Raw genomic sequence first — 24,585 nt, 5'->3', positions numbered from 1 at the left:
GCCAGGGCTAATTCGCCTGGTGATGATCGACCGGCCGGTAGGCGACGATGTTGACCGTGCCCTTGCCCTTGTACTTGGTCATCTCGAAGGCGCCGGACAACTCGGCGATCACCTCGGGCAGCTTCCTGACTCCGTAGGATCGGGGATCAAAATCCGGTTTGGCGCGCTTCACGTAGCCACCGACGGGGGCGACATTGGCCCAGCCGCTGTCGTCCTGAAACCGCTCCCACGCCTTGGTCAGCACCGGGATCAGCTCCTCGATATCCGCTTCCGCCCGCTCTGTGTCATCGACCGCATGCTCGTCGTCGGCGTCGGTGGCGTCGCTGAGGTTCTCGGTGAAGATAAAGTCGTCACAGGCGTTCCTGAAGGAGACCGGGGTCTTCTTCTCACCCACCCCAAACACGAAGATCTCCGACTCCCTCAGCCGAGAAGCCAGCCGGGTGAAATCGCTGTCACTGGAGACGATGGCAAAGGCGTCAAACTTGTTCGAGTAGAGCAGATCCATGGCATCGATGATCATCGAGGCGTCGGTGGCGTTCTTGCCCGTGGTGTAGGCAAACTGCTGAATCGGCTGTATCGCCAGTTCGTTCAGGTGCCCCTTCCAGTTTTTCAGGTACTCGCTGGACCAGTCACCATAGGCCCGCTTGATCACTATGTGTCCCTGGGAGGATATCTCATCCAATATCAACTTGATCTTTGCGTACTGCGCGTTATCGGCATCGATTAGCACGGCAATTTTTTTATGATCATCGAGATCTTTCATCCATTCACCTTTCCCATAAATATCTTACCCAGGGGCCAGCCGGCAAAGCCGGCCCGTTGAAACCCCATCAGGCGACGCCCCGCTCCACCCTGGGCTTGACCCAGGCTTCATTAAACCAGAGGGAGAGCAGTATCACCCCGCCCCCGGCCAGCAACCTCGTCCAGTCGGGATCATGCTCCCAGATAAGCAGGTTAACCAGCAGCCCCGCGGGCACCAGCAGGTTGTTCATGGCCGCCAGGGCGCCGGCGTCCACCCGGGTGGCCCCCTTGTTCCACAAAAAGTAGCCCGCGCCGGAGGCGATGGCACCCAGCCACAGCAGTACCCCCCACTGAGTCGGGGTCCCGGGCAGCTTGTCGAACTGGCCGAACAGCAGCAGCGCCGGGGTCACCACCAGGAAGGCACCAAGGTAGAACAGGGCAAACACCTGGTGCTGGGGCAGGCCCTGGGGCTCACTCGCCATCAACCACTTGTAGCTGGCCTGGCCGATGGCAAAACAGAGGTTGGCCCCCTGGACGATGAGGAATCCCATCAGGAACTCCCCTTCGACCCCGGTGTACTTGATCACCGCCGCCCCGGCGACCGCCAGCACCGCGGTCAGCAGATACCAGGGGGAGAAGCGGCCACAAAGCCAGTCGTACCACAGGGTAACGTAGACCGGGGTCAGCACGGTAAACAGCAGCACCTCGGCCACCGACAGGTACTCGAAGGCGTGGTAGTAGAAGCCGTACATCGCCCCCAGCTGGCAGGCGCCGATGGCCATCAGCTTCAGGGTGAGCGAGGGTTTCAGGTAGCGCAGCCTCAGCCAGGGCAGCATCACCCCAAGGGCCAGCAACACCCGGAACCAGACGGAAAACCAGGGATCCACCCTGCCCGCCAGAAACTGGCCGATGAGGCTGAATGAGAAGGCCCACAGCAGGGTGACAGACATCAGATAGGACATGGGTTACTCCTGAGAGGGGGGACGGTCGACATCCACCAGGTAGTGGCCGCTGAGCCAGTTGCGCCCGAGCAACAGGCGATAGCTCATATTACCGCGATCTCTCAGGTTGACCCTGATGCTCCTCTGGCTGCCGCGAAAGCGCACCGGCAGCCACACCACGTAGCGCCGCTCGCTGCCCTGGGCGGAGCGCACCTTGATGATATCCACCACCGCCAGGGTCAGGGTCAGCCGATCGCCACGGCGGTTCTCGGTAGTAAAGCGCACCAGTGGCTGGCTGCCGCTGTGCAGCAGATGGATGTCGCTGGCGTGCAGCGACGAGAGGGCGGCGCCGGTGTCCACCCGTGCCAGGAACTCGGTGGCCCCCGTGCCCACCTGAACCCGCTCGGTGGCGCCCACCAGCTCCTTGGCCGTGACAGGGGTCACCCACAGGCACAACAGCAGAAGATAGGTGGCGGTTCGCATCCTTACCCTTAACGCGAAACGGACGGCCCGCTCGCCGACAACGGCTGGCCCCCGATGACTGAAGGTTTGAGGTAACTATATCACTTTCAGCGAGAAGAGAGTCGCTCGAGTGCCCGCCCCAGCGTTTCGCCGTCGCGAAACTGCCGGCGCCGTTCCACCACCAGCCGGCGCAGCTCGATCAGCAGCACCTCGCCGTCGCCCGGTGCCAGCGCCTGGGTCATCCGCCCCTGGTCATCCAGACACAGCGGGGTGTTATGGCGCCGCAGCTTGGGCAGCATGAACCAGCTCATTACCCAGCTGGGCACCTCCCGGGTGTCCACCACGAGTTGCAACGGGGCATCCCCCCGCGGCCAGAGGCGGGAGATCGCCTCCATCGCCAGGTGGGCACTGGCCTTGTCGTGGGAGAGCAGCAGCAGCGAGGTGGCGCGGTCCACGGCGCAGGGCTGGCCAAACTGGTCTTCGCCGAGCAGGCGCGGCAGGCTGTCCGCCAGCAGAATGAATGGATAAAAAAGTAGGATTATCAGAAAACTGCGTAACATTACCGCACCGAACTGGCCAGGGGTCCCCAGGGTAGCGCCCACGCCGACCGTTGGCCAGCGGCGCAGGCTGAGGGGGTGATCCCGGTATCAGTGCAGCCGGGTTCCGCCGCGACGATGGTGGCTGACGCTGACCGCCAGTTTCGGCGCCAGTTGGTCACAGTCCAGAGAGAGACAGCCTGTCGTTGTAGTAGGCGAGCACCTCCCCCATCACTGCCGCCACCGGTTGACTCTCACGCTGCGCCACCCGAACCGCCAACTCCAGATCGAACGCCAGGGCCATGTTGCAGTCGCCCAGGGCGTTAACCTCGTGCTTTTTCAGGTTGGTCAGCAGGCAGAGCCACATCTCCGCCACGGCGCCGCTGCTGACCTCCTGGTCCACCTGGGCCCGTCCCTCCAATGGACCGGCCTCCAGTGGGTGCTTGTCGCTGCTGCTCATAGCCACTCCCCTTCATCGACGTTGTGAGGTTGCCGTTTGACGTTACCCCAGCTTCTCCGGAATGAAAACGCCGAAAATCCGCGGTTTTGGGTGAAATTGTTCGAAGAGTTCACAGCCTGAAAGCGTTAAGCGGCTCTTAGCTGGCCATGTGAACAGGGGCCAGTTACACTCGATGAATCCTACCAAGAACGAAGTTTCACTGATGCTGTTTATCTCTGACATCCACGGTTGCCTGCCGGCCCTTGAGAGGGCCCTGGAATGGGCGGACAAGCTGAACTGCCGCCACCTGATCCTGCTGGGCGACATTCTCAACCATGGTCCCAGGAACCCGGTACCCGACGGCTACAACCCGCCCAGGGTGGCCGAGCGGCTGAATGAGCACGCCGAGCGAATCCTGGCGGTCCGGGGCAATTGCGACAGCGAAGTGGACCAGATGCTGTGTCAGTTTCCGCTCCTGGCGGATTACTCCAACATGCTGCTGGGCAAACAGCGCGCCTTTATCACCCACGGCCACCTGTGGAACGACACCAAGCTGCCGCCGCTGGCCCGGGGCGATATCTTCTGCTTCGGCCACACCCATATCCCCATGGCCCGCTGGCAGGAGGGGCGCCTGATGTTCAACCCGGGTTCGGTGACCCTGCCCAAGGGCGGCTACGCCCCGAGCCTGGGCCATTTCGATGGTACACACCTCACCGTCATGGGCCTGGACGGCAACACCATAGAGCAGGCGGAGATCAATGAATATTGAACAACTGCTATCCAAACTCCCTGAGTTTGGCCATAACATCACCCTGTTCGCCAACCGGCTCGGGCTGGTCAAGGCGGCGCTGCAGGTCGACCACATCGCCCTGAGGGTGACCGAGAAGGCCGACGCCGACCACTTGCTGAACCATCTGCGCAAGCGAGGCCGGGTGCTCTCCGATAAGGTGATCGGCGGCCGCCCCATCTATCTGATCGAGCTGGATGAGCCACTGAAGGTGGGTGAGTGGCAGGTCGAGGTGATTGAGCTGCCCTTCCCCGATGGCCGCAGGCGCCGGGATGGCTGGGAGCACATCGAGTTTGTGCTGCCCTGCGGCGCCCAGACCCAGGAGGAGATGCTGGACGCGGTGCGCAAACTGCCGGTGATCACCGCCAAGTGGCCGGTGATCGTCGATGGCACCCTGGATATCGAGGTGAAGAGCAGCGGGTCCAAGGCCGATGATGAGCCCCTGCCCAACCCGACGGTGTCGTTCAAGCAGGGGCCGCTGACCATCAAGCTGCACCCCTACGATATCCGCGAGGTGATCGGCCACCGCCCCGCCCCGTCCCAGGGCTAGCCTGCCACCCGCTTCCCATGATCTGTCAGGGCCCTGACCATCCGTTCCAGGGCCTGGTTCAGGGTCTGCTCGGGACAGGCAAAGTTGAGCCTGACAAACCCCGGGGCCCCAAACTCGGTGCCACAGGAGAGCCCCACTCCGAACCGGGTAAACACCTTGGAGGGCTCCTCCTCCCACCCCAGGCCCCGGCAGTCTATCCAGGCCAGGTAGGTCGCTTCCGGCTTCATCAACCTGATCCCGTCGACACCGCCCAGTCGCGCCTCGATGCGCCCCCAGTTCTGCCCCAGGTATTGCCTCAGCTCATCCAGCCAGGGGGCACAGCGGCCGAAGGCGGCCTCCATGGCCACCGCCGCCAGCACATTGTGAGTGGCACAGCGTCCGGTCAACTGCGCCTTGAGACGGCGGCGTATCTCCCCCTGCTTGGCCAGGGCGAAGGCGATGGGCAGTCCCGCCAGGTTGAAGCTCTTGCCGGCGGAGATCAGGGTGATCACCGCGTCCTCCTCTGTGGCCAGGGCGGAGAGGGAGTGATGCCGATTGCCGGGCATGATCAGATCGCCATGGATCTCATCGCTGACCAGCAGCAGGTCGTACTGGCGGGAGAGCGCCAGCAGCGCCTCCAGCTCCCGCGCGTGCCAGATGGTGCCCCCGGGGTTGTGGGGGTTGCACAGCAGCAGCGCCTGCATCCCCTCCCTGGCCGCCTGCTCGATCGCCTCCAGGGGCATGCGGTAACGCCCCTGTTCCAGCGGCATCTCCAGGGCACGGCCGCGAATGTCCAGGTTCTGCGCCACCTGACGTATCGGGGGATAGATGGGTGAGAAGAAGCCGATGTCACTGCAGGCCATCGCCTCGATGGCAAAATTCAGGCCCGGCACCACCGCCGGCAATGTCACCAGTTGCGAGGGGGTCGCCTCGACCTGCCAGCGCTGATGGAGCCAGCGGCACAGGGTCTGCTTGGTGCTCTGGGACAGCACGCCGTAGCCGAAGATGTCGTGTTCCAGCCGCGCCCGCAGCGCCTTGGTCACCTCCCAGGGGATGGCAAAATCCATGTCCGCCACCCACAGGGGAAGCACATCGGCGTCCTGATATTTTTGCCACTTCAGGCTGTCGCTGCGGCGCCGGTCGATCAATCGCTCAAAACTCATGGGCCCGCTCTCCTCACAATGCACGACTTTTCCATATCCTCGCCCTATAATGCCGACAAACTCAACCAGATACGACGTTGTTAATGAGATTGGACATTAAGACCTTCCTGAAAGGGATGGCCATGGGGGCCGCCGACGTGGTGCCCGGGGTTTCCGGCGGCACCATCGCCTTCATCACCGGCATCTACGATCAGCTGCTGGAGAGCATCCGCCGCATCAACCCCAGCCTGATCGGCCGCATCCGCCGCGAGGGGTTCAAGGCCGCCTGGAACCACATCAACGCCCCCTTCCTTATCACCCTGATGGCGGGGATCGGCCTGGCCATCGCCACCCTGGCCAAGCTGATCTCTCACCTGCTGGCGACTCAGCCTATTGCCATCTGGAGTTTCTTCTTCGGATTGATTCTGGTCTCTATCCTGCACATCAGCAAACAGATTGACCGGTGGGATCCGCCGCAGCTGCTCTCCCTGGCGATCGGCATCGGCCTGGCCTGGATCCTGTCGGTGGCCAACCCGCTGGCCCTGGACCCCACCCCGATGAACATTCTCATTGGCGGGATGATCGCCATCTGCGCCATGATCCTACCCGGGATCTCCGGCAGCTTTATCCTGCTGCTGCTGGGACTGTACGGCCCGGTGCTGGCGGCGGTCAGCCAGCGGGACCTGGTGACCATCGCCATCTTCCTCAGCGGCACCGTGCTGGGCCTGCTGAGTTTCTCTCACCTGCTCTCCTTCCTGCTGCGCCGATTCCATACTCAGACCCTGGCCTTCCTGACCGGGCTGCTGATCGGCACCCTGGGCAAGATCTGGCCCTGGAAGCAGACCCTGAGCTGGCGCACCAACTCCAAGGGGGAACAGGTGCCGCTGCTGCAGGAGAATCTGCTGCCGGGCCAGTTTGAGCAGGCCACCGGCGACTCCAACCAGTTGCTGCTGGCCCTGTCCTGCGCAGCGGCGGGTTTCCTGCTGGTGCTGATACTGGAAAAGCTCGGCGAGCGCGAAGGCTAGCGCGCCGGGACAACCGGCCTGAAAAAGCCCGGGTTCCCCGGGTTTTTCTCTATCTCTTCAGCGCCTGTTGGCTGTCATACATCTCCCTGTCCAGCTCCAGCGTCTTCAACGGCCGTAATACCGCGGTGGTCCAGGGGTTGAGGTGGGCCGAGGCCAGGTCCTTCAGCTCAATCCACTCCTTGCGCCCCTTGTGCAGGGCGATGATGGCCGCCTCATACAGGCACACCGGGTGGTCCGCCGGGTACCAGCGCATCAGCTTGTCGACCAGCAGCTGACGCTCCGCCTGTTGACTGCGCTGGATGCTGGTAAAGCTGGTGTCACCGGCAATGGAGACCTGCCACAGAACCAGGTGGCACTGGAGCATGGGTTCAAACTTGAAGAACAGGAACTGGCTGGCTTCCACGTGGCAGAGGCCGGGCTCGGCGGGATCCAGATTCAGATCGGCGTACAGGCAGGCGTCGGCACCGATGCCCGGATGCATGGTCACCGGCAGCTTGCTACCCCGCAGCTGCTCAATGCAAAACTTGGGCACGATGGCAAACACCCGGGGGTGGCCATAGAGCGCCATCACCACCCGCTCGCCAGCCGCCACGGCGCTGACCACCTCGTCGGCCATGGCATGATAGGCCTGTTCCCGCCTCTCCTGCTCGGTGTAGTGACGATGCAGCGAATGGTTGTTGGGGTTGAGCTGGTCCATATACTGCTGCGCCACCGGGTGGGTCACATGGTGAAACACCCGGTCGGCATTGCGGATCAGACTTTCGGTAAACATTGAGGTGTGACGGGGGATGTTGATCCCCAGCCCGACGATATCCAGACGTCCCTGTTTCATCGGTTAATTTCCTTCAAAAGCAAATACCTGGTTGCCGCCTCCCTGACGGCCCTCATCCAGCGCCTTGTCGGCTTTGAGTACCAGCTCGCTCAGGTCTCTCTGGCGGCTGTACCCGCACACCCCAAGGGTGACGGTGATCCCCCGGCTGAGATCCATCTCTGCCGGAGGCAACATCTCGATTCGATTCCTGATGCGTTCCGCCAACTCGGTGGCGGCAGGACGGGACATCTCTGACAGCAGCAGTGCCATCTGATTCCCTCCGGTTCGTCCCACCAGGGCGGAGTCAGGCTTGATCTCTGTCAGCTCGGCGGCCACCCGCTGCATCACGGCGTCGCCGACGCTGTAGCCATGCTCGAGGTTCAGTGCCCTGAGCTCATCGATTCTCAGCAGCAGCACCGAGGCCGGCGTCGCGGGATCCAGGAGCTGGCACCGGCGCTCGGCACTCTGCAACCAGAACCAACGGCTGTAGAGGCCGGTCAGGCCGTCGTAGTGGGCCAGATCCTTGTAGAGTTTGCGACTGCGACCCATGCGGCGGTTGACCAGGGCCATGCCGACAATGCCAAAGGCCACGGCGGCGCTGACGGCAATATAGCTTTTGCTGCGCGCCCGCTCCCTCTCCAGCTCGGCCTCATGGGCTTTCTGCAGGGCCTGGGCCTCTTTCACCTGGGCCTGCTGCTGCAGGGAATCCATCTGGATCTTCTGTACCGCCAGGGTGATGTCATTGCTCTTCTCCGCCGCCTCTTTCTGCGCCATCAACGCCTTGCGGTAGTGCTCGGCGGCGCTCTGATAACGACCGGTGGCCATGTCGACATCCGCCTGAACCGATTCGAAACTCTCCACCATGGCGGCGGTATAGCTGCCGCTGAAGCGGTTGAAGAACTCCTCGATCACCTGCTGGGCCTCATCGAATCGCTTCATGTTCACCAGCACCTGAGCCTTCTTGTGGAACAGGGCGCCCTGGTTCAGCTCGATATTGCCCTCCTGCTGCAGCGTCCAGGCGCGATCGAGCGCCTCCAGCGCCCGCTGATCATTGCCGATGTCGACGTGGGACTGGCCCAACTGAATCAGGGCGGCGATCTTCATGTAGGCGTTATCGATGCTCAGGCAGCTCTGCTTCAGCTCCTCCTGGGCGAACTCAATTTCGGCCCGATAACCCCGCATCTGGCGAATGCTCAGCAGCAGCAACGCCTGGCCGCACTTGCCGGTGGGCTGATCCTTGAGGATCGCCCTGGCACGCTCGGCGTAGAACAGCGCCTGGTCCGGATCGCCGATGCTGATGTAGACATTGGCCACCGACATCAGAACGTCGGATTTTCGCTGCGGGTCCTCGACCCTATCGAGGTACTTCAGCGCCTTGAGGTAGACTCCGAAGGCGTCCACCTCCTCCATCAGTTGATGGGAGGCGATCGCCTCCAGCTTGAGGTCGTAAACCAGCTCGCCGTAGAGCCCCAGCTCTTCGGCGCAGGTCGCGGCCCGCTTGGCCCGGCGCTTGGCGTTATGATTCTCCCCCAGCCCCAGATGGCTGAGGGCCGCCAGCTGCAACGCCTTACACAGCTGTGGCGGCTTGAGGTAGTTGAATCGGTCCAGCAGCTTCTCGGCCCGGGTCAACGCCAGGCTGGGCTGGGCTCTCGCCAGCTGTTCGAGCTCAAGGAGGCTGTCATCCACCTCGGCGGCACCCAGCGGGTTGGCCGGCTCGCTGGCCCCGGCCGAGAAGGCAAGGAGCAGTATCAAAAGGAGGGTAAAAGGCTGCAAAGGCATGGGTCACCTGCTGAGGAGAGATGGTGAGGGAGCCCTTTCCCTCACCATCAAAACGACGATCAAGCGTGGGTCTTGCTGGCCATGTCGTTCAGCTGCACCATGATCACCCAGGTGGTGGAGAAGGGGATGACCTTGTCGTCATCGCCGTCCTCACTCAGTTGCAGAATCTGCTTTCGGGTTTCAGCGTCCAGCCGCAGTTCATCGCACACCAGCTCGGGAGACACGGAAAAGCGCTCGGCCAGCTCGGCATCCAGGCCCAGCTTAATCAGTAGTTTCTGTGCTTCGTTGGTCATCACACTCTCCTTGTGTAATCAGGATAGCCAGTTCAAGATTGCGGAGCCAACTCACCAGATTCAACGAAATTAATCATTCCCATTAGGCAGTTATCACAGCTAAATTCACTGGTCACTCCGACTCTTGGATGCTAGCAGGAGCCACGGGATGTCACAACCGCCAAGTTGTAACATCCATCAAATAGTCACGGTTTTTCAACCATTTTTGGAACCAGTAACTGGGGGTCGAGGCGCTGACCGAACCAGTTGAGACGCCAGTCCAGATGAGGGCCGGTAACCCGTCCGGTGGCACCCACCTCCGCCACCTCCTGGCCCTGGCGCACCTCGTCACCGGGTTGGACCAGCAGGCGGGACAGGTGCAGGAAGGAGGAGGAGACCCCGTAGCCATGATCGATGATCAGGGTGCCGCCGGAGTAGAACATGTCCGGCACCGCCAGGGTGATCACCCCATCCGCCGGTGCCACCACCCGAGTGCCGGTGGGCGCCGCCACATCCACCCCGAAGTGGGGCCGCTTGGGGACACCGTTGTAGACCCGCTGGCTGCCGTAGACACCGGTGATCGGGCCGGTCAGCGGCCAGATGAAGTTCTGTTGCCAATCGGTGCGATCCGAATCGGTCGCCCTGGCCTGCTTGACCTGGACGCTGTCCTGCCTGGCCCTGGCGACATCCTCAGGCTTGGGCTCCATGATGCGCCTGGCGATCCCCTCGATGCGCTGGATCAGATAGCTGCGCTTGGTCAGGGTCAGCGGAAACTCGGTCACCTCACCACTGGGCGCGATCACGGCAACCAACTGGTTCAGCGGCGCATCGCGGCCGAAGCCGAACACCAGGTTACCCGCCTCATCCAGGCGCACCGGTGTGCCATTGAGGGTCACCTGGCTGCCGGGCTGCACCTTGGCCCGCACCAGGGCGCCCTGGGTCAACGGGTCTCTGAGCTCCAGCGCCGACGCATGAGAAAAAAGGGTAAAAAGGGAAAATAAAACAAGGCTCAAACTGCGGAACATGTCACATCCTTATAGGCGAAACGAGACCCAATCCGCTATTATAGGCGGCGTCTGTACCCAAACAAGAGCATAAGAGCGGCCCATGACCATCACACTGATAAAACGCGCCACCCTGCTGAACGAGGGGATCCGTCAACAGGGCGATCTGCTGATCGCCGACGGTCGCATCCAGAAGATCGCCCCGCAGATCGACGCTCCCGATGGCGCCGAGATCATCCACGCCGAGGGCAAACTGCTGATCCCCGGAATGATCGATGACCAGGTTCACTTCCGTGAGCCGGGCCTCACCCACAAGGGCAACATCCTCTCCGAGAGCCGCGCCGCCGTCGCCGGCGGCATCACCAGCTTCATGGAGATGCCCAATGTGAATCCTCAGACCACCAATGCGGAGGCTCTGGAAGCCAAGTACCGGCGCGCCGCGGAGGTCTCCGTCGCCAACTACGCCTTCTACCTGGGGGCCACCAACGACAACCTGGAGGAGATCCGCACCCTGGATCCCCAGGCAGCCTGCGGCATCAAGATCTTTATGGGCGCCTCCACCGGCAACATGCTGGTGGACAACCGGGAAACCCTGGAGGCGATCTTCGCCAATGCCAAAATTCCGGTGGTGACCCACTGCGAAGACACCCCGATGATCGACGCCAACGAGGCTGCGGCCCGGGCCAAGTACGGCGAGGCGGTACCGGTGAAACTCCACGGCGAGATCCGCTCCAGGGAAGCCTGCCTCAAGTCCACCAAGATGGCCATCGAGCTGGCCAAGGCGCACGGCACCCGCTTGCATGTGCTGCACATCTCCACCGCCGACGAACTGGCGCTGTTCGAAGCCCACAAGAGCCTGGACAGCCTGGCCGAGGCCAACATCACTGCCGAAGCCTGCGTCCACCACCTGTTCTTCAGCGATGCCGACTACGACACCCTCGGCACCCAGATCAAATGCAACCCCTCGGTGAAGACCGAACGGGATCGCCAGGCGCTGCTGGATGCGGTGAAGCGGGACGTGATCGACGTCATCGCCACCGACCACGCCCCCCACACCTGGGAGGAGAAGCAGAACACCTACTTCAAGGCCCCCTCCGGCGTTCCCCTGGTGCAGCACGCCCTGCTCTCGCTGCTGGAGCATGTGCATGACGGGGTGTTAACCCTGGAGTCCGTGGTGCAGAAGACCAGCCATGCGGTGGCCGAACGCTTCAACCTGAAGGAGCGCGGCTACCTGCGCGAGGGTTACCACGCCGATCTGGTGCTGATCGATCTGGAAAAGCCCTACCCGGTCAACAAGGACAACCTGCTCTACAAGTGTCACTGGAGCCCCTTCGAAGGCTACACCTTCCGCTCCACCATCGCCGCCACCTGGGTGGGCGGGGTCCTGGCCTATGACGGCCGGGAGGTGATCTCCGATCCTGTGGGTCAGAGACTCGTGTTCAACCGCTAAAAAAGGAAGCCGGGCATCGCCCGGCTTCTCTGTTGTTGACTGGCCTTCCCCCTCTACAGTTTCAGGCCCGCTTCCATCCTCTTGGTGTCCGCAATCGGCTTGTGTCGGACGTCGTGATGCCACAGCCCTTGATCCGGGTAGGGCCTGAGCTCCGCCTTAGCGGCGGTACGCCTCAACTCCTGCTGCAGCCGCTTCCACACCTCTTTGGAGTGGGGTGTCAACCTGTAGTGGTACTCATACTCGGGGTGGCGAAACATCAGGATCCCCTTGAGGGCCGGCAGGTAGCTCTTGGAGGCAAACTCCATGGACAGCACCACCTGCTGCTGGTCGCCATGTTCGTCGGTGTAGCTCACCGTCGACACCACGGGTCCCGCCAGGTGCTTGCCGACAGGCACCTTGAAGCACAGTTCAAACTCGTCGGCCTCCACGCTCTCCACCACGTCATAGACGTCGAGCACCTGGGGAACGTGGGGCGCAGTGGCGCAGCCGCTCAGAACCAGTGACAGGGCCAGAATCAATACTCTCATCACGCCCCCCTCCTCAATCAACCAGATAGTATTCAACCGTCGACACCACTCTAACTTTTTTACGGTGTGGCGTGGTTGAATCTCGGTCACGAATTGAGAAGATCCCCTGCTGAGCACGACGAATCTTGCCCAGCGTACTCTGGGAATCCTCGGCGAAGCGCTGTGCGACCTCCCGGGCGTTGCGGGTGGCCTGCTCAATCATCGCCGGTTTGAGATCATTCAACCCGGTAAACAGGAATTCGGTGCGGGCGTTGTAGTCCTCCGACACCAGGTTGACCCCCTGTTTGGCCAGGGTGAACAGCTGCTGGCGCGCCGCGAGAACCGCGTCCACCTTGTCGGTGTAGATGGTGAGGGTCATGCTGCCGCTGTATCTCAGTGGTGAGCTCTCGGGCCCGTAACTTTGGGCCAGCTTGTCGGTCACGTTGGGGGTGCTCAGCGTCAGTTCCCCATCGCCGAACCCCTGCAGCAGCAGGAAGGCGCGCACCTGCTCGCCCTGGCGCTCCAGCGAGTCGTACACCTCCGTCAGATCGTTATCCGCCGCGGAAAACTTTACCGGCCAGATGGCGATGTTGGCCGCCACCTCCTGTTCGGCCAGCCCCTTGACCACCACGGTACGATCCAGCAGCTTGAATTGCAGTATCCCTTGACTCAGAATGGCCGATGCCAGGGCCATGGCGACAGCAAGAGAGATGCCGAGAATCAATGAGGATCGATTAGACATCCCTTTCCCTCCAAAGTAAGTGTCACTAACTATTGTAATAGAACATGGTTTAATCCACTCCGCTCTGCCTGTTGGCCGGCAGATGCAGCAGTGGTGCAGCGACAGGTTTTTTTACCTGGCCTTATCATTCAGGCCACGTGTCCTGTGCACACCATATCAAAGCGACCCCTAGGTGAAAAAGTAAAGATCCACCTTCTAAAGAAGGTGGCTTTGTGAATGCCCCCTAGAAGGGGGCGTTTTCTTGCTAATCCAGTGCTAACTGGGCTTGTTCCTACGAACGTTCCTCTTTTTCCTGATGCCTAACGTATCGTCTGATGATCTCTTCATTGATACCTACCGTGTCAACGAAGTAACCTCTTTGCCAGAAGTGATTTCCCCATAACTTCTTCTTCCTCAAGTACGGGTACTTGCTAAAGAGCTTCAGGGCAATCTTCCCCTTCAAAGCTCCCATCAGCCTCGATATCGATAAATTGGGAGGCACCTTCACCACCAGATGTACGTGGTCGAGCTGAATGCTCAACTCCACTACCTGGCAACCCAACTGTTCGCAATACACATGGATGGAGCGGTATACATCACGCCCTACTTTGTTCTTCAGTATTCGGTGACGGTACTTTGGTGTCCAAACGATGTGGTATTGACACCTCCAGAACACGTGAGATGCTTTCTCGTATCGACTCATGCTATTTGCCTTCTTTGACTTCGCGAAAAATCAAGGTGGCACTTAGCATGGGTGGGTATTCAGGCCAAGCCTATTTGAATGATAACCACCTACTGAAGTAGGTGGTTTAGGGGCTGAAAATAAAAAAAACCGGTGGAATCCACCGGCTTTTCCTGTTTCTGGCTTCTGGCTTTAGAATACCAGGTGGGCCATGCCGGCGATGACCGGCAGGGAGACCAGGGTGCGCAGCAGGAAGATGGCAAACAGCTCCAGCACGTTGATTGGGATGCGGCTGCCCAGCAGCAGGGCACCGACCTCCGACATGTAGATCAACTGAGTGACCGACATGGCGGCGATAACGAAACGGGTCATTTCGTTGTCGATGCCGGCGGCGATGATGGAGGGGATAAACATATCCGCGAAACCCACCACCATGGTCTCCGACGCCTCCTGGGCGAAGGGGATCTGCAGCATCTCCAGCAGGGGCACGAACGGGGTGCCCATCCAGGCAAACAGCGGGGTGTACTCGGCCACCACCAGACCCAGGGTGCCGACGGCCATCACCACCGGCAGGATGCCAAACACCATGTCGACGGCGTTCTTGAGCCCCTCTTTCACCACGTCCAGCGGGTTTTCAATGCGGTCGGCGGTCTTCAAGGCGTTGAGGTAGCCGTAGGAGAGCACGCTGTGGCCCTGGGGAATCACCTCGGCGTCAGACGCACGGGTGCTGCCGTCGATCAGCAGGTCCTTCTTGCGACTCAGCGGCGGCAGACGCGGCACGATAATGGCGACGACGATGCCCGCCAGGCAGATGGTGGCATAGAAGGGCACAAACAGGTGCTCCAGCTTCACCTGGGCAATCACCACCAGGGAGAAGCTGATGGACACCGCGGAGAAGGTGGTGCCGATCACCGCCGCCTCCCGCTGAGTGTAAAACTTGTCTTCATACTGCTTGCTGGACATCAGGATGCCCACGGAACCGTCACCCAGCCAGGAGGCCAAGCAGTCGATGGCGGAGCGTCCGGGCAGGTTGAATACCGGACGCATCACCTTGGTTAGCAGGGTGCCGATGAGCTCCAGCAGGCCGAAGTGGGTCAGCAGCGGCAGCAACAGCCCGGCAAAGATGAACACCGCGAACAGGGTGGGCAGCAGATCACCAAACACGAAGGTGCCGGTATCCCCGCTGATGATCGCCTCGGGACCGGTCTTGGTCACCACCATGGCGACGAAGATGGCGCCGGCCAGGCGGGTGATGAACCACAGCGGGCTGACGTTCAGCAGGCTATTGAGGAAGCCGTTGCCGGTGACAAACTTGGGTTTGAACAGCTTCACCAGGGTGGTGGCGATGCCCATCAGGATCACCACCGTCGCCACGACGGCCGGCAGGGCATCACCGATGGCCGCCTTCAGGGCGTTGGCGAGGATGGCGATGGGGATGGTCAGCCCCTCATCGTGGATCACCGGGGTCATAAAGAGCAGAACCCCCAGTATAGAGGGCAGCAGGAACAGCATCAGGTTTCTGCCTGTTTTCACCTGGCTGTCGTCGGTTGCGTGCTTGTGCATGAGTGTTGCCTTGTAATTTTTCTGTCGGGTCACGGCTGGCATCCACCAGCGGCTCACCTGGAATCTTGATTCGCCTGTGCGATTGGTTGCGCAGATTAGCCGAAGGGGGCGACGTTGTAAAATATAAATCCTTGCTTTATGCATAAATATGAGCACAAAAAGCCAATTTAAGGATAAATTGAATATAAATTCGCTTTGGAGGCAACCAGTTATAGAACCTGACTTTCACATTTCAGAAACAAAAAGGGCCCCGCCTTAACGACGAGGCCTCTTTTTATGCGATCGAGCTCACGCTTTCAAGCGTCTTTGCAACTGATCCAGCAAATTTGGCGGAACCCCCTTAATGGTGATGGTGTCGTTCACCGCATCCCACACCACCCGCTCCCCCAGGTGGTGGGCATCGAAGGAGAGCGAGACCCCACCGCCGGTACCAGAGAACTTCTTCAGCTGACGCAGGGTGCTCTGATCACCGGGGAAGGTCTCCTCCAGTTCATACTCACCGGCAGAGGTAAACTGGTAGAACTCCTCGGCGCCGCGGTCGGCGAACTCGTCGGCAATGTCCTTCAGCTGCACCTCACCGCCGGCGCTGATCTGGGTCTTGCAGTAATCAAACACCGCATCACGGCACTGCTGGCGCTCTTCGGCGTCCAGATCGGTGGTCGCCACGTAATCTTCCAGCGCCTGCACCAGCTCCTTGTTCTGCCTCTTGGCGTTTACCCCCTCGACGCAGCCCATGAAGTCGAGGAAGAAATCGGCCACCTTACGCCCTGCCCGCCCCTTGATGAAGGAGATGTATTTTTTCGATGTTGGATCGGCACGCCACTCGCTGAGATCGATGCGGGCAGCCAGCTGCAGGTTGGACAGGTCCAGGTGCTCACTGCCATGCACCTCCATCTCCTGGGACACAGACACACTGGGTTTGGGCGACATCAGCGCCACAAACAGGTAGTCACAGGCGATGTGGTTGTAGGCTGCCATCAGCAGGTAGCCTCCCTGGGCAAAGTCATACTTGGCCAGTTCCTGCTCCAGCAGCTTCCCCGCCCGGCCGCTAAACTCGACAAACCCCAGGTTGCCGGTGTGCCACTGGGTCAGTGCCTCCGAGAATGCCGGGTTGGCTTCGTCCTCCCCTTCGGGCACACCAAAGTAGCCGTAACCCTTGCCGGCCTTGGCGGTATAGAGGCGGTGCAACTCGCCCAGCAGCTCATCCAGGGCATCGGAGTACTCCAGGGGCTGGGGGCGCAGCTTACAACGCAGCTCTCCTTCGCCATCTCTCTGCACCGCGTGCAGAATCGCCTGATCGATCTTAATCATCTTGTTCCCGGTGTTAGTGGTTCACGCACAGATCGGCTATTATACTGCGCCTTCGAATCAACAAAACAGGAAAAGCCATGGCGATTCTGTCCAAATACAGCAATGACCAGGTGGAAAAGTTGCTGAACGAGCTGCTTTTAGTGCTCGAGAAAAACCAGACTCCGACGGATCTGGCACTGATGGTGCTGGGCAACTGTGCCACCGACATCATCAACCGTGATGTGGCGCCCGCTGCCCGCAAACGGCTGGCCGAGCAGTTCGGTCAGGCGCTGCTGGCCTCGGTCGACGACCGGCACGACGCCTGATGCCCGCGGCGTGACCCCGGCAGGGGTCACTCTCCCCCCGCCAAGACGATGCCAGTCCCATCACCGGGACGGAATTACACCAGTTCACTGGTATAGTGCCTTGTTTCCGCTTAGGATATGAGCTCCTACAGAGGAATACTTCCACATCCATGCACGCTACCGATCTGCAAAGAGACAAAGTCTCCCGTCTGGTGACCTGGGGCCACTGGTTTGCCTTCATTAATGGGCTGCTGGCCGCCATCATCGCGGTACGTTACGTCAAACTGCTGGGCTGGCCGGATACCCTGCTGTCCCAACTCTACACCGCGGTTACCCTGCTGGGGCACTTCTCCTTCGTCAGCTTCCTGATCTACCTGCTGCTGCTGTTTCCCATCAGCCTTATCCTGCCCTACTCCAAGATATTGAGGGGCTATGCGGCGATCATGGCAACTCTGGGCCATATGTTGCTGGTGTACGATACCCTGGTGTTCGACCATTACCGGCTGCACCTCAACCCCTTCGTGTTCGACATCTCCTTCGCCGATCTGCCCAAGCTGATCAGCAACCCCTGGCTGCTGGTAGCCCCCGCGGCCATGCTGGCCCTGCAGTTGCTGCTGGCCAACGGCTTGTGGAAACGGATAGAGCGCCTGAGCCGGCGCCAGTGGGGCGGTAAGATCGCCTCGGTAATGATAGGCCTGTTCCTCGGCAGCCACCTGCTGCACATCTGGGCCGACGCCAACGTCTACCAGCCCATCGTCCAGCAGGATGAGATGCTGCCGCTGCACTACCCGGCCACCGCCCGCAGCTTTATGGCCAGTCGCGGCATCGTCGACGAGGAGACCCTGTTGGAGCGGGAAACCTCGGCCCTGCCGACCAAGCAGCTGACCTATCCCACCAGGGCGATGCAGTGCATCGACACCCCGTCCCAGCCGCTGCTTATGGTCACCATCGACGCCCTGCGGCGGGACATGGTGACCCCAGAAACCATGCCGTTCCTGAGTCAGTGGTCGAAGACGACCCACCACTTCATGGCCCACTACAGCGGTTCCAACGAAGCGGGTCAGGGCCTGCGAAGCCTGCTGTACGGACTGCTGCCCGCCTATGAAGGGTCGCTGCTGGCCGACCAGAAGGCGCCGGTACTGACCCAGCAACTGACGGCCAAGGGCTATGCGCTCACCGCCCTGGGCGTGGCCGGTTCACAGCTCGAGCCTGCCACTCAGCTGGTGTTCAGAGACTTCGAGCTGATTCAGGAACGCCCCTTCGAGTCGGCGGCGCAGCGCGACACCCAGACCACCGACCAGGCGCTTCACCTGCTGAGCTCGCCCCGGGACAAGCTGGCGCTGCTGGTGCAGTACCACGCACCGTCGGTCTACAGCACACCCGTCGGCTTCGTCGGACTGCCTACGGTGAAACCTCAGATGGCGCTCAACGAGGCCCAGGCGGTGCTGTTCAACCAGTACCGCAGCTCGCTGACCTTCCTCGACGGTCAGCTGGAGCGACTGCTGGACGCCGTCAGTCCGGACACCCTGGTGGTGATCACCGGCAACAACGGCCAGGAGTTCACCAGCCTGGACAACCGGCTGAGCCGCAACTTCTCCGACGCCACCACCGGTGTGCCGCTGATGATTCGCTGGCCGGGAGACGCGGGCAAGCGCATCGGCTATCCCACCAGCCACTATGCGGTCGCCCCCACGCTGCTGACCAACCTGCTGGGTTGCACCAACAGCCCGGCGGAGTACAGTGTGGGCGATACCCTGTACGCCCCCTCGACCCTGGAGTTCCTGGTGACCGGCAACCGCCGCTACGTGGCGATCATGTCCAAGGGCACCACCACGGTGATCGACAACCACGGCGACTACCGGGTCTACGACCGGGACAACCGCCGCATCCGCAACGCCAAGCTGGACGCGCCGACCCTGCTGCAGGTGATGGCGGAGAACAGGCGCTTGTTTGCCAACTAGGCGACAAATAGAGAAAGCCCCGCTCAGGCGGGGCTTTTTCATGCCCGGACATCGGATAACCGCCGAGTCCAAACCATTGAATAACCGAATGCTCACCGCAGAAATGTTCGATTAATATAGCGGTGCGATTTGACGCAGACACAACGGCTTGTGGAACAGGAATGAGCGCGCCATTGCGTGTTCCATGCCCTTAAACGCCCATCTTGGGGCTTGTTACTACTGTTCCGGAGTCACTATGTCTAAGAAAGATAACCAGTCCCTGGTCGACTGGGCCGCCGTCGCCTTTGCCGCCATCGCCCCGGCGGCAGTACTGGGGCTGTTGGCCGCGGTCAACTGAAATCCCCGGCCACGGAAGGCCAGCAGCGGGGGGCGGTCTGGTGACCGTCCCCACTGTGGTTGCTAAACCAGTAACGCGTCGCTGCTCTCCAGCAAGTTGAGGAACTCGTCGGTCTCCTTGACCGACAGCTCGATGTTAAAGCTTCGGGCCAGCTGCTCCACCGCCGGGTTGACGTCCTCATCGGCCTCAATAAGCCCCTGCATCCTCTCGCTGATGGCCATGAAGGCCAGCTTATCCTGAGCCAGCTTGGTCACCGCCGCGGTCTCGAAGGCATCGGTGTTCAGCTTGATCTGCTTCACCCTGTGCTCGAAGATCTCCGCCACCCTGCGGGAGCGCAGCTCCGCCTTGGTGGAGAACAGGTCGGCCTGATTCAGCAGGTAAACCACCACCACCGAGGCCACGCCGCTCAGGGTGCTCAGGGCAATGTCCTTGATAAAGCCCTTGGGCAGCGCCGCCAGGATGCTGCTCTCGAAGTAGAACACCACGAAGCTGGCGGCGGTCGCGGCAAACAGCTTGACGATGGCATCGGCCTTCTGGGCTCTGCTCATGGCGGAATCGGGCTGCATCAGAATCTTGCCGGCGCCCACCAGGGCGGAGAAGCCTTCGGAGATCACCTTGAGCACCGTCTTGAACATGCCGGTCACCAGCCCCAGCACCCCCTCGATGAGAATCTTGACGAAGTTGTTGATCAGGTCCTTGATCCCCTGCTTGAGGGTGGGCAGCACCTCCCGCACAAAGTATCTCATCACCCGGGAGACACGAAGTTTCAGCCCTTCGGTGGCACTCTCGGCACCGACCCCTTCGGCAAACCCGTGGCGAACCGCGTCCATCAGTTCGTGCAGCAGCGGCTTAATCAGGGCAATGATGCCGTGGCCCATGGCCTGGTAGGCACTCTGCTCCCCCGCCTGAATGCCGGCCTTGGTCCCCACCTCGAGACCGTTCTCCTTGAGGTTTTTCAGGGCCTGTTGCTGCGCCTTGGCGTGGATCGCCCTCTCGGCCTGGTGCTGCTTCTCCACTGCGGCGTCGTAGGTGTCATCGCTGTTCAGCGTCAGCTTGGCGAGTCGGCTGCGCTCCTTGGCGCTGAGTCGCGCCCCGCCGGCCTGTTTGGCCTCCAGCTGTCGCTTCTCCGCCACCATGTCGGAGAAGCTGCTGTCCCCCTTGGAACGGTTGAAGCGGTTGGAGATCTCCACCAGGTTGAACTCGCCATCGGTGATGGCCACCATGTCGGCGTCGTTCAGGAAGGCGTTGTTGGCGTACCGATCGTTGATCTGCTTGACCGGGACCACGTGATCGGTGTCCACTGCCCGCCAGTAACTGCCCACCTCCATGGCCCGGTCCTGCTTGCGGTATACCCTGACCCGGCTGCCATCCTGATTCACCTCGAGGTCGCTGTACCCCTGGGCGGCGGTGCCGAAGTGGCTTTGCTTGTGGCGCTCGCGGTTGCTCTCCTTGGTCATGGTGGCACGAACCTTGTCATCATAGTCCCTGGGGGTACGCAGGGCATCCAGCTGATGGCGGCTTTGTGTGGCATCGTTGCTGAGGGTCGTCCCTTCGCCGTAATCAAACTGCTGAACCTCGTTCCACACCCGGCTCGCCGACAGGCCGGTCCGGTTCAGCTTCAGATCCTTGTGGCTGATGATCCCATCGAGCACACTCAGGGCGACCGGCTTGAGCAACTCATCCATCAGGGAGGATTTGGAGTCAAACTCCTGATAAACGGACTCCAGCACCTGCAGTGACTCACGCTGCTCATAGAGTTCCAGGTTGATCAGCACGCTGCTCGCCTGCAACGGCGAGGTGCCACTGAGCTGGGCCAACAGCGCCTCACTGGTCAGTGCCGGCTGGGCAAGGTTGTCGGCGGAATTCTGTTCCATCGTCGGGCTTCCCATCAGGCGGCCTCTTTGGCGGCAACACGGTCAAACAGGGCGGCGGCCTCGGTGGCCTGACCCTCGATGATCGCCCCATCCCGGCTCAGGTAGCTCATCTGGGCCATACGCTTGAGCACCACCGACAGGTTGAACAGCGCCTGGAACTCCTGGATATGGGCCACGGGCAGCAACCGGAAGTCCAGCTTGCCGGCAAACAGCTGCGGGTCCATCCCCAGTTGCAAGATGCGCTGGGAGTTGATGCCATACTCGAAACGATCCAGCAGGCGGCCATAGTTGGCGATCAACTGGTCGAAATAGAGCTCCACCTGGCCGATGGACTGCTCCACTACGGCGATCTTGGCCAGTTGGGCCTCCATCTTGGCAAACTCCTCCTCGATGCGCACCGCCTCATCCTTCACCTGCTGCAGAGACTCCTTGGCCCTCCTGCGCGAGTAGAACCCCAGGGTCAACACCGACAGCGCCACCTCGCGGAAACCCAGGTTGTCGAAGTCGATTTCGAACAGCTCCGCCCGGCTGCGAACGCCGCTGGCGCAGGCGACCTCCATCAGCTTGTTGTCAAAGAACTCTTCAAAGTGGCTGCCGGCCACCCTGACGTTGTGGAGTCGATTACCCAGAGCGATAAACCGGGGAAACTGACTGTCGAAGATCTGCTGTTTGAAGCCATTGATCGCCTTGAGCCGGCCCTCGATGGCCTGGCTGCGGGCCTCCACCTGCTCGCGGTACAGCTGTTGCTGGCGCTGGTAGCGCTCCATCAGCTCCTCGTGCAATCGCTTGGCCTCGAGAAACTTATCCTTGCCGGTCACCGCATTCCACGCCTTGGCACCGGCGGTCTTCACCCGGTCGACGACCCGGGAGACGCAACGGCTCACCGGACTCCACACCCGTCCCAACATGGTTACGCCTCCACCATCCGGTAGCCTTCGGCCACCAGATCGTTCATCGCCGCCACCCACCGCTCGATGCGGCGCACCTCGAACGCCTCCAGCCCAAACGCCTCGGTCAGCCGGTCGATAAAGGCGCGCTCATTGGCGCAGATGGCGCTGTCCGCCAGCAAGATGCCGCACAGCTCAATCATCACCGCCTTTCTCTGGCCGATCTCCCCAGCGGCCAGGGCATCGATCGACTCGGCCACCGGCTTGTTGCCGGTCTTGGCCTGGTAGCCGTGCAGGTCGCACTCGTGCACGAAGGAGTGGTAGATCTCCAGCTCCTCGGATTTGCATTCTCCGTTGAGCCCCATGGCGTAACGGGCCAGGTTGAGAAAATACTGACGCTCTTTCTTGGGGAGAAGATTCAAAAACATGTGGGTCTCACCTTATTCTGTTGATGTGGCGGTTAGTGCTGTGCGCCGGAATGGTCATGGCGGCTGGCGACCTCGCCGGCCAGGTCGTAGTGGTACTCGAAGGCCAGCTCTCCCTTCTGGTTGAACTCTTCCCCCTTGGTCGCCCGACCCTGCTCATCGAAGCTGATCTGATACTTCAGCTGACCATTTTCGAAGGTACGGCTGCTCACCTTGCGTCCCTCCTGGTACAGGATCTCGGTCACCTGGCCACTGAGCTTGTCCTCCATGGCGGTCACCTTACATTCACCGAGTTGCTTGACGAACTCCTCGGTTTCCACCTTAAGCTCCCGGCCCTCCACAAGGGCATGGGTCAGATCCACGGCGTTGGTGATCTTAAGGCTCTGAACCAGCCCGGTCAGTTGCTCCACCAGCGCCAGTTGGGCCTGGTGGGCAACCAGGCGCTGCTGGCCGGCCAACTGCTGCGCCTGGCTCCCAAGCGCTTCGGCCTCCTTTCGCTGAGTCCGCCCGACTTCTGCCAGGTCGGCCTCAAGCCGGGCACGCTGCGACGCCATCGCCTCCTGAAGCTGGTCAAACTCGGCGTGGGTATGAGTCCTGGACTCCTTAACCGCCTGCAGCAGCTGGCCTTGGAGCGACTCGTTATGGCCCCGGTTCTCCCCCGCGACGGTGATTAACGTCTGGGCCAGCTTGTTGTGGTTCTCCTCGGCGGCACTGGCGTGACGGGCGAGGCCGGTGCGGATCTCCTCAAGAGCGGTCAGGGTCCTCTCCTGAAGATGAGTGGCACACTTGGTGATCAGGGAAGCCAGTTCGGTGGCGACGTCGCCCACCCGGGTCTCGGTCTCCTTGGCAAGGTGTTGTTGCAAGGTCTGTTGCGCCGACTGGCGAACCATAAGATACAAGATCAGGGCGCTGTTGACGGCCGTGAGGGCAAACAGGGCCAGGCCCAGATCATTGAGAGACAGTTCCATAGGGTTCTCGTTTTCACCAAAGTAGGTATTGCGGAAGTCAGTGGATTATAGTGATTGCAACCTGGTTCTAAAACAGTGATTTAAGTTAGAAACACAACCAACTGAACGAATATGCGCCAGTGGCCAAGACGGCCTCCAGTGCCAGGGTCGATTATAATGTAGCTTGAAACTACATGTCATTACTGGCTACATTAACATGTCGCCTTTTCAAGCAGATGGAACCCCGATGCGTGTCGACCAGAAACTGAGATACCGCCTCATTGAGATCATTGCCCTGTGGGAGGGACGATTGACCACCAATCACCTGTGTGAGGCCTTCGACATCGGCCGGCAGCAGGCCTCCAAGGACATCAACACCTATATCCGGGAATCGGCAGGCAGCAGCCTAGAGTATGACCGCAGCCTGAAGGGGTACCGGCCGGCCGCCGGCTTTACCCCCAGGTTCTGCAAGGGGCACGTGGATGAGTATCTGCAGCTGCTGGCCCGGCACGACGACCTGGGGGACATGCTGTCCCTCACCAGCCTGCAGCCCGACGCCACCCACTTCATGGAACCCCCGTCCCGGTTCGTCAGTGCCCAGGTGGTGCGCACCCTGATCCAGGCGGCCCGCCAGGGACTGACCGTCGAGGGCCACTACGACTCGCTGGCGGCGGAACCGCCCGCCGATGACCCGGGCCGGCTGCTGGCGCCCCACACCCTGGTGTATAACGGCTTTCGCTGGCATGTCCGCGCCTGGTGCGAGAAAAACCAAGGGTTTCGGGACTTCGTGATCAGCCGGTTTCGCGGTGATCTGAGCCTGGAGCCGCGCAAGGCAGCCAAAACCAGGGAGGAGGACCAGGCGTGGAACCGCCTGGTCGAGGTCCGGCTGATCCCCAACCCCAGGCTGGCCAAGCGGCAGCGAGAGATCATCGCCCGCGACTTTGGCATGGACCCGGCATCACTCTGCCGCAGCGAGAGGGTCAGGCAGGCGCTGCTGCCCTACTACCTCAAGCGCTGGGACGTGTCCGAGCCCTACAACCACGCCCTGCCCGCCGAGCACCAGCACCTGGTGCTGGACGCCATCGAGCAGAACCCCCAGGACCAAAGCGATGGCGTGGCGACGGCGCCCCAACTCGCCGTTCCCATTTCAGGCCCGCCGGGCTAAGCTA

The 24,585-nt window shown here is 61.2% G+C and carries 26 protein-coding genes; 7 read left to right on the top strand and 19 right to left on the bottom strand.

Features of this window, described 5'->3' with window-relative positions; translation table 11 throughout:
• Nucleotides 1–7: 7 nt before the first annotated feature.
• The 5 genes from FCL40_RS12220 to FCL40_RS12200 form a co-directional block, all read right to left on the bottom strand.
• Entirely contained in the window at nucleotides 8–763 is a 756-nt protein-coding gene (locus tag FCL40_RS12220; RefSeq protein WP_136853580.1) for an NYN domain-containing protein, read from the bottom strand.
• Nucleotides 764–830: 67 nt separating this feature from the next.
• Nucleotides 831–1,703, bottom strand: a complete 873-nt coding sequence (locus tag FCL40_RS12215) for an EamA family transporter (protein WP_136853579.1) — start codon at nucleotides 1,701–1,703, stop codon at nucleotides 831–833.
• Nucleotides 1,704–1,706: 3 nt separating this feature from the next.
• Entirely contained in the window at nucleotides 1,707–2,165 is a 459-nt protein-coding gene (locus FCL40_RS12210) for an ATP-dependent zinc protease family protein (protein ID WP_136853578.1), read from the bottom strand.
• A gap of 86 nt (nucleotides 2,166–2,251) precedes the next feature.
• Nucleotides 2,252–2,704, bottom strand: a complete 453-nt coding sequence (locus tag FCL40_RS12205) for a hypothetical protein (RefSeq protein WP_136853577.1) — start codon at nucleotides 2,702–2,704, stop codon at nucleotides 2,252–2,254.
• 154 nt (nucleotides 2,705–2,858) lie between these two features.
• Nucleotides 2,859–3,140 carry a hypothetical protein gene (locus FCL40_RS12200; RefSeq protein WP_136853576.1) on the bottom strand — a complete coding sequence of 94 codons (282 nt, stop codon included), beginning with the start codon at nucleotides 3,138–3,140 and terminating at the stop codon, nucleotides 2,859–2,861.
• Between the two features lie 172 nt (nucleotides 3,141–3,312).
• Between FCL40_RS12200 and yfcE the strand changes: the two genes are divergently transcribed.
• Both yfcE and FCL40_RS12190 read left to right on the top strand, forming a co-directional pair.
• The gene (gene yfcE, locus FCL40_RS12195) at nucleotides 3,313–3,888 is read left to right on the top strand and encodes a phosphodiesterase (RefSeq protein ID WP_229360326.1); all 576 of its coding nucleotides are present in this window, start codon (nucleotides 3,313–3,315) and stop codon (nucleotides 3,886–3,888) included.
• Nucleotides 3,878–4,456 (top strand): VOC family protein, encoded by a 579-nt coding sequence (locus FCL40_RS12190; RefSeq protein WP_136853575.1) that lies wholly within the window; start codon nucleotides 3,878–3,880, stop codon nucleotides 4,454–4,456. The genes yfcE and FCL40_RS12190 overlap by 11 nt, the downstream gene beginning before the upstream one ends.
• Here FCL40_RS12190 and FCL40_RS12185 read toward each other — a convergent pair.
• Complete coding sequence (locus tag FCL40_RS12185) at nucleotides 4,453–5,598, bottom strand: MalY/PatB family protein (protein ID WP_136853574.1); 1,146 nt, start codon at nucleotides 5,596–5,598, stop codon at nucleotides 4,453–4,455. The genes FCL40_RS12190 and FCL40_RS12185 overlap by 4 nt on opposite strands.
• A gap of 83 nt (nucleotides 5,599–5,681) precedes the next feature.
• Here FCL40_RS12185 and FCL40_RS12180 point away from each other — a divergent pair, with 83 nt between their 5' ends.
• The gene (locus FCL40_RS12180; protein WP_136853573.1) at nucleotides 5,682–6,602 is read left to right on the top strand and encodes a DUF368 domain-containing protein; all 921 of its coding nucleotides are present in this window, start codon (nucleotides 5,682–5,684) and stop codon (nucleotides 6,600–6,602) included.
• A gap of 49 nt (nucleotides 6,603–6,651) precedes the next feature.
• On the opposite strand, the gene FCL40_RS12175 is transcribed toward FCL40_RS12180, so the two are convergent.
• From FCL40_RS12175 to FCL40_RS12160, 4 genes are all read right to left on the bottom strand, one after another.
• The gene (locus tag FCL40_RS12175) at nucleotides 6,652–7,434 is read right to left on the bottom strand and encodes an SAM-dependent methyltransferase (RefSeq protein WP_136853572.1); all 783 of its coding nucleotides are present in this window, start codon (nucleotides 7,432–7,434) and stop codon (nucleotides 6,652–6,654) included.
• 3 nt (nucleotides 7,435–7,437) lie between these two features.
• Complete coding sequence (locus FCL40_RS12170) at nucleotides 7,438–9,192, bottom strand: GGDEF domain-containing protein (protein WP_136853571.1); 1,755 nt, start codon at nucleotides 9,190–9,192, stop codon at nucleotides 7,438–7,440.
• A gap of 59 nt (nucleotides 9,193–9,251) precedes the next feature.
• Nucleotides 9,252–9,485, bottom strand: a complete 234-nt coding sequence (locus FCL40_RS12165; protein ID WP_136853570.1) for a hypothetical protein — start codon at nucleotides 9,483–9,485, stop codon at nucleotides 9,252–9,254.
• 185 nt (nucleotides 9,486–9,670) lie between these two features.
• Nucleotides 9,671–10,408, bottom strand: a complete 738-nt coding sequence (locus FCL40_RS12160; protein WP_324614078.1) for a M23 family metallopeptidase — start codon at nucleotides 10,406–10,408, stop codon at nucleotides 9,671–9,673.
• Between the two features lie 163 nt (nucleotides 10,409–10,571).
• Between FCL40_RS12160 and FCL40_RS12155 the strand changes: the two genes are divergently transcribed.
• Nucleotides 10,572–11,918 carry a dihydroorotase gene (locus FCL40_RS12155; RefSeq protein ID WP_136853568.1) on the top strand — a complete coding sequence of 449 codons (1,347 nt, stop codon included), beginning with the start codon at nucleotides 10,572–10,574 and terminating at the stop codon, nucleotides 11,916–11,918.
• Between the two features lie 53 nt (nucleotides 11,919–11,971).
• Here the strand turns inward: FCL40_RS12155 and FCL40_RS12150 are convergent, their stop codons facing one another.
• The 5 genes from FCL40_RS12150 to yejK all read right to left on the bottom strand — a co-directional run bounded on the left by FCL40_RS12150 (nucleotide 11,972) and on the right by yejK (nucleotide 16,701).
• Nucleotides 11,972–12,445 (bottom strand): hypothetical protein, encoded by a 474-nt coding sequence (locus tag FCL40_RS12150; protein ID WP_136853567.1) that lies wholly within the window; start codon nucleotides 12,443–12,445, stop codon nucleotides 11,972–11,974.
• Between the two features lie 13 nt (nucleotides 12,446–12,458).
• On the bottom strand, nucleotides 12,459–13,166 hold the full coding sequence (locus tag FCL40_RS12145) for an SIMPL domain-containing protein (protein WP_136853566.1): 708 nt from the start codon (nucleotides 13,164–13,166) through the stop codon (nucleotides 12,459–12,461).
• Between the two features lie 271 nt (nucleotides 13,167–13,437).
• On the bottom strand, nucleotides 13,438–13,848 hold the full coding sequence (gene tnpA / locus FCL40_RS12140; protein WP_136853565.1) for an IS200/IS605 family transposase: 411 nt from the start codon (nucleotides 13,846–13,848) through the stop codon (nucleotides 13,438–13,440).
• A 171-nt stretch (nucleotides 13,849–14,019) separates the two neighbouring features.
• Nucleotides 14,020–15,390 carry a YjiH family protein gene (locus FCL40_RS12135; RefSeq protein WP_136853564.1) on the bottom strand — a complete coding sequence of 457 codons (1,371 nt, stop codon included), beginning with the start codon at nucleotides 15,388–15,390 and terminating at the stop codon, nucleotides 14,020–14,022.
• Nucleotides 15,391–15,678: 288 nt separating this feature from the next.
• Nucleotides 15,679–16,701, bottom strand: a complete 1,023-nt coding sequence (yejK, locus tag FCL40_RS12130; RefSeq protein ID WP_136853563.1) for a nucleoid-associated protein YejK — start codon at nucleotides 16,699–16,701, stop codon at nucleotides 15,679–15,681.
• A gap of 77 nt (nucleotides 16,702–16,778) precedes the next feature.
• On the opposite strand from yejK, the gene FCL40_RS12125 reads away from it, so the two are divergent.
• Together FCL40_RS12125 and FCL40_RS12120 are read left to right on the top strand one after the other, a co-directional pair.
• Entirely contained in the window at nucleotides 16,779–17,006 is a 228-nt protein-coding gene (locus tag FCL40_RS12125) for a DUF1414 domain-containing protein (RefSeq protein ID WP_136853562.1), read from the top strand.
• A 149-nt stretch (nucleotides 17,007–17,155) separates the two neighbouring features.
• Entirely contained in the window at nucleotides 17,156–18,946 is a 1,791-nt protein-coding gene (locus tag FCL40_RS12120; protein ID WP_136853561.1) for a DUF3413 domain-containing protein, read from the top strand.
• A 399-nt stretch (nucleotides 18,947–19,345) separates the two neighbouring features.
• Here the strand turns inward: FCL40_RS12120 and FCL40_RS12115 are convergent, their stop codons facing one another.
• From FCL40_RS12115 to FCL40_RS12100, 4 genes are read right to left on the bottom strand one after another with little or no spacing between them, the layout of a single operon-like run.
• A complete protein-coding gene (locus FCL40_RS12115) occupies nucleotides 19,346–21,157 on the bottom strand; it encodes a hypothetical protein (RefSeq protein WP_136853560.1) in 1,812 nt (603 codons plus the stop codon).
• Between the two features lie 14 nt (nucleotides 21,158–21,171).
• Nucleotides 21,172–22,065 carry a DNA repair protein gene (locus FCL40_RS12110; protein ID WP_136853559.1) on the bottom strand — a complete coding sequence of 298 codons (894 nt, stop codon included), beginning with the start codon at nucleotides 22,063–22,065 and terminating at the stop codon, nucleotides 21,172–21,174.
• A 2-nt stretch (nucleotides 22,066–22,067) separates the two neighbouring features.
• Nucleotides 22,068–22,472 carry a TerB family tellurite resistance protein gene (locus tag FCL40_RS12105; protein WP_136853558.1) on the bottom strand — a complete coding sequence of 135 codons (405 nt, stop codon included), beginning with the start codon at nucleotides 22,470–22,472 and terminating at the stop codon, nucleotides 22,068–22,070.
• Nucleotides 22,473–22,504: 32 nt separating this feature from the next.
• Nucleotides 22,505–23,437, bottom strand: coding sequence for a hypothetical protein (locus tag FCL40_RS12100; RefSeq protein WP_136853557.1), 933 nt, complete (start codon nucleotides 23,435–23,437; stop codon nucleotides 22,505–22,507).
• Nucleotides 23,438–23,663: 226 nt separating this feature from the next.
• Between FCL40_RS12100 and FCL40_RS12095 the strand changes: the two genes are divergently transcribed.
• Nucleotides 23,664–24,581, top strand: coding sequence for a WYL domain-containing protein (locus FCL40_RS12095; protein WP_169307108.1), 918 nt, complete (start codon nucleotides 23,664–23,666; stop codon nucleotides 24,579–24,581).
• The last annotated feature ends 4 nt before the right edge of the window (nucleotides 24,582–24,585 follow it).

It is taken from the genome of Ferrimonas sediminicola (genome assembly GCF_005116715.1).
Taxonomy (GTDB): domain Bacteria; phylum Pseudomonadota; class Gammaproteobacteria; order Enterobacterales; family Shewanellaceae; genus Ferrimonas; species Ferrimonas sediminicola.
The sequence above is the reverse complement of the archived record's forward strand: the minus strand, read 5'-3'. Positions and strand labels throughout refer to the sequence as shown.

Coding starts and splice junctions, on each gene's coding strand:
- FCL40_RS12155 (WP_136853568.1), top strand. CDS start 10,572: ATGACCATCACACTGATAAAACGCGCCACCCTGCTGAACGAGGGGATC.
- FCL40_RS12120 (WP_136853561.1), top strand. CDS start 17,156: ATGCACGCTACCGATCTGCAAAGAGACAAAGTCTCCCGTCTGGTGACC.
- FCL40_RS12170 (WP_136853571.1), bottom strand. CDS start 9,192: ATGCCTTTGCAGCCTTTTACCCTCCTTTTGATACTGCTCCTTGCCTTC.
- FCL40_RS12190 (WP_136853575.1), top strand. CDS start 3,878: ATGAATATTGAACAACTGCTATCCAAACTCCCTGAGTTTGGCCATAAC.
- FCL40_RS12185 (WP_136853574.1), bottom strand. CDS start 5,598: ATGAGTTTTGAGCGATTGATCGACCGGCGCCGCAGCGACAGCCTGAAG.
- FCL40_RS12125 (WP_136853562.1), top strand. CDS start 16,779: ATGGCGATTCTGTCCAAATACAGCAATGACCAGGTGGAAAAGTTGCTG.
- FCL40_RS12110 (WP_136853559.1), bottom strand. CDS start 22,065: ATGTTGGGACGGGTGTGGAGTCCGGTGAGCCGTTGCGTCTCCCGGGTC.
- FCL40_RS12210 (WP_136853578.1), bottom strand. CDS start 2,165: ATGCGAACCGCCACCTATCTTCTGCTGTTGTGCCTGTGGGTGACCCCT.
- FCL40_RS12105 (WP_136853558.1), bottom strand. CDS start 22,472: ATGTTTTTGAATCTTCTCCCCAAGAAAGAGCGTCAGTATTTTCTCAAC.
- FCL40_RS12215 (WP_136853579.1), bottom strand. CDS start 1,703: ATGTCCTATCTGATGTCTGTCACCCTGCTGTGGGCCTTCTCATTCAGC.
- FCL40_RS12095 (WP_169307108.1), top strand. CDS start 23,664: ATGCGTGTCGACCAGAAACTGAGATACCGCCTCATTGAGATCATTGCC.
- yejK (WP_136853563.1), bottom strand. CDS start 16,701: ATGATTAAGATCGATCAGGCGATTCTGCACGCGGTGCAGAGAGATGGC.
- FCL40_RS12145 (WP_136853566.1), bottom strand. CDS start 13,166: ATGTCTAATCGATCCTCATTGATTCTCGGCATCTCTCTTGCTGTCGCC.
- FCL40_RS12180 (WP_136853573.1), top strand. CDS start 5,682: ATGAGATTGGACATTAAGACCTTCCTGAAAGGGATGGCCATGGGGGCC.
- FCL40_RS12165 (WP_136853570.1), bottom strand. CDS start 9,485: ATGACCAACGAAGCACAGAAACTACTGATTAAGCTGGGCCTGGATGCC.
- FCL40_RS12175 (WP_136853572.1), bottom strand. CDS start 7,434: ATGAAACAGGGACGTCTGGATATCGTCGGGCTGGGGATCAACATCCCC.
- FCL40_RS12135 (WP_136853564.1), bottom strand. CDS start 15,390: ATGCACAAGCACGCAACCGACGACAGCCAGGTGAAAACAGGCAGAAAC.
- FCL40_RS12150 (WP_136853567.1), bottom strand. CDS start 12,445: ATGAGAGTATTGATTCTGGCCCTGTCACTGGTTCTGAGCGGCTGCGCC.
- FCL40_RS12220 (WP_136853580.1), bottom strand. CDS start 763: ATGAAAGATCTCGATGATCATAAAAAAATTGCCGTGCTAATCGATGCC.
- FCL40_RS12200 (WP_136853576.1), bottom strand. CDS start 3,140: ATGAGCAGCAGCGACAAGCACCCACTGGAGGCCGGTCCATTGGAGGGA.
- FCL40_RS12100 (WP_136853557.1), bottom strand. CDS start 23,437: ATGGAACTGTCTCTCAATGATCTGGGCCTGGCCCTGTTTGCCCTCACG.
- FCL40_RS12115 (WP_136853560.1), bottom strand. CDS start 21,157: ATGGAACAGAATTCCGCCGACAACCTTGCCCAGCCGGCACTGACCAGT.
- FCL40_RS12205 (WP_136853577.1), bottom strand. CDS start 2,704: ATGTTACGCAGTTTTCTGATAATCCTACTTTTTTATCCATTCATTCTG.
- yfcE (WP_229360326.1), top strand. CDS start 3,313: ATGAATCCTACCAAGAACGAAGTTTCACTGATGCTGTTTATCTCTGAC.
- tnpA (WP_136853565.1), bottom strand. CDS start 13,848: ATGAGTCGATACGAGAAAGCATCTCACGTGTTCTGGAGGTGTCAATAC.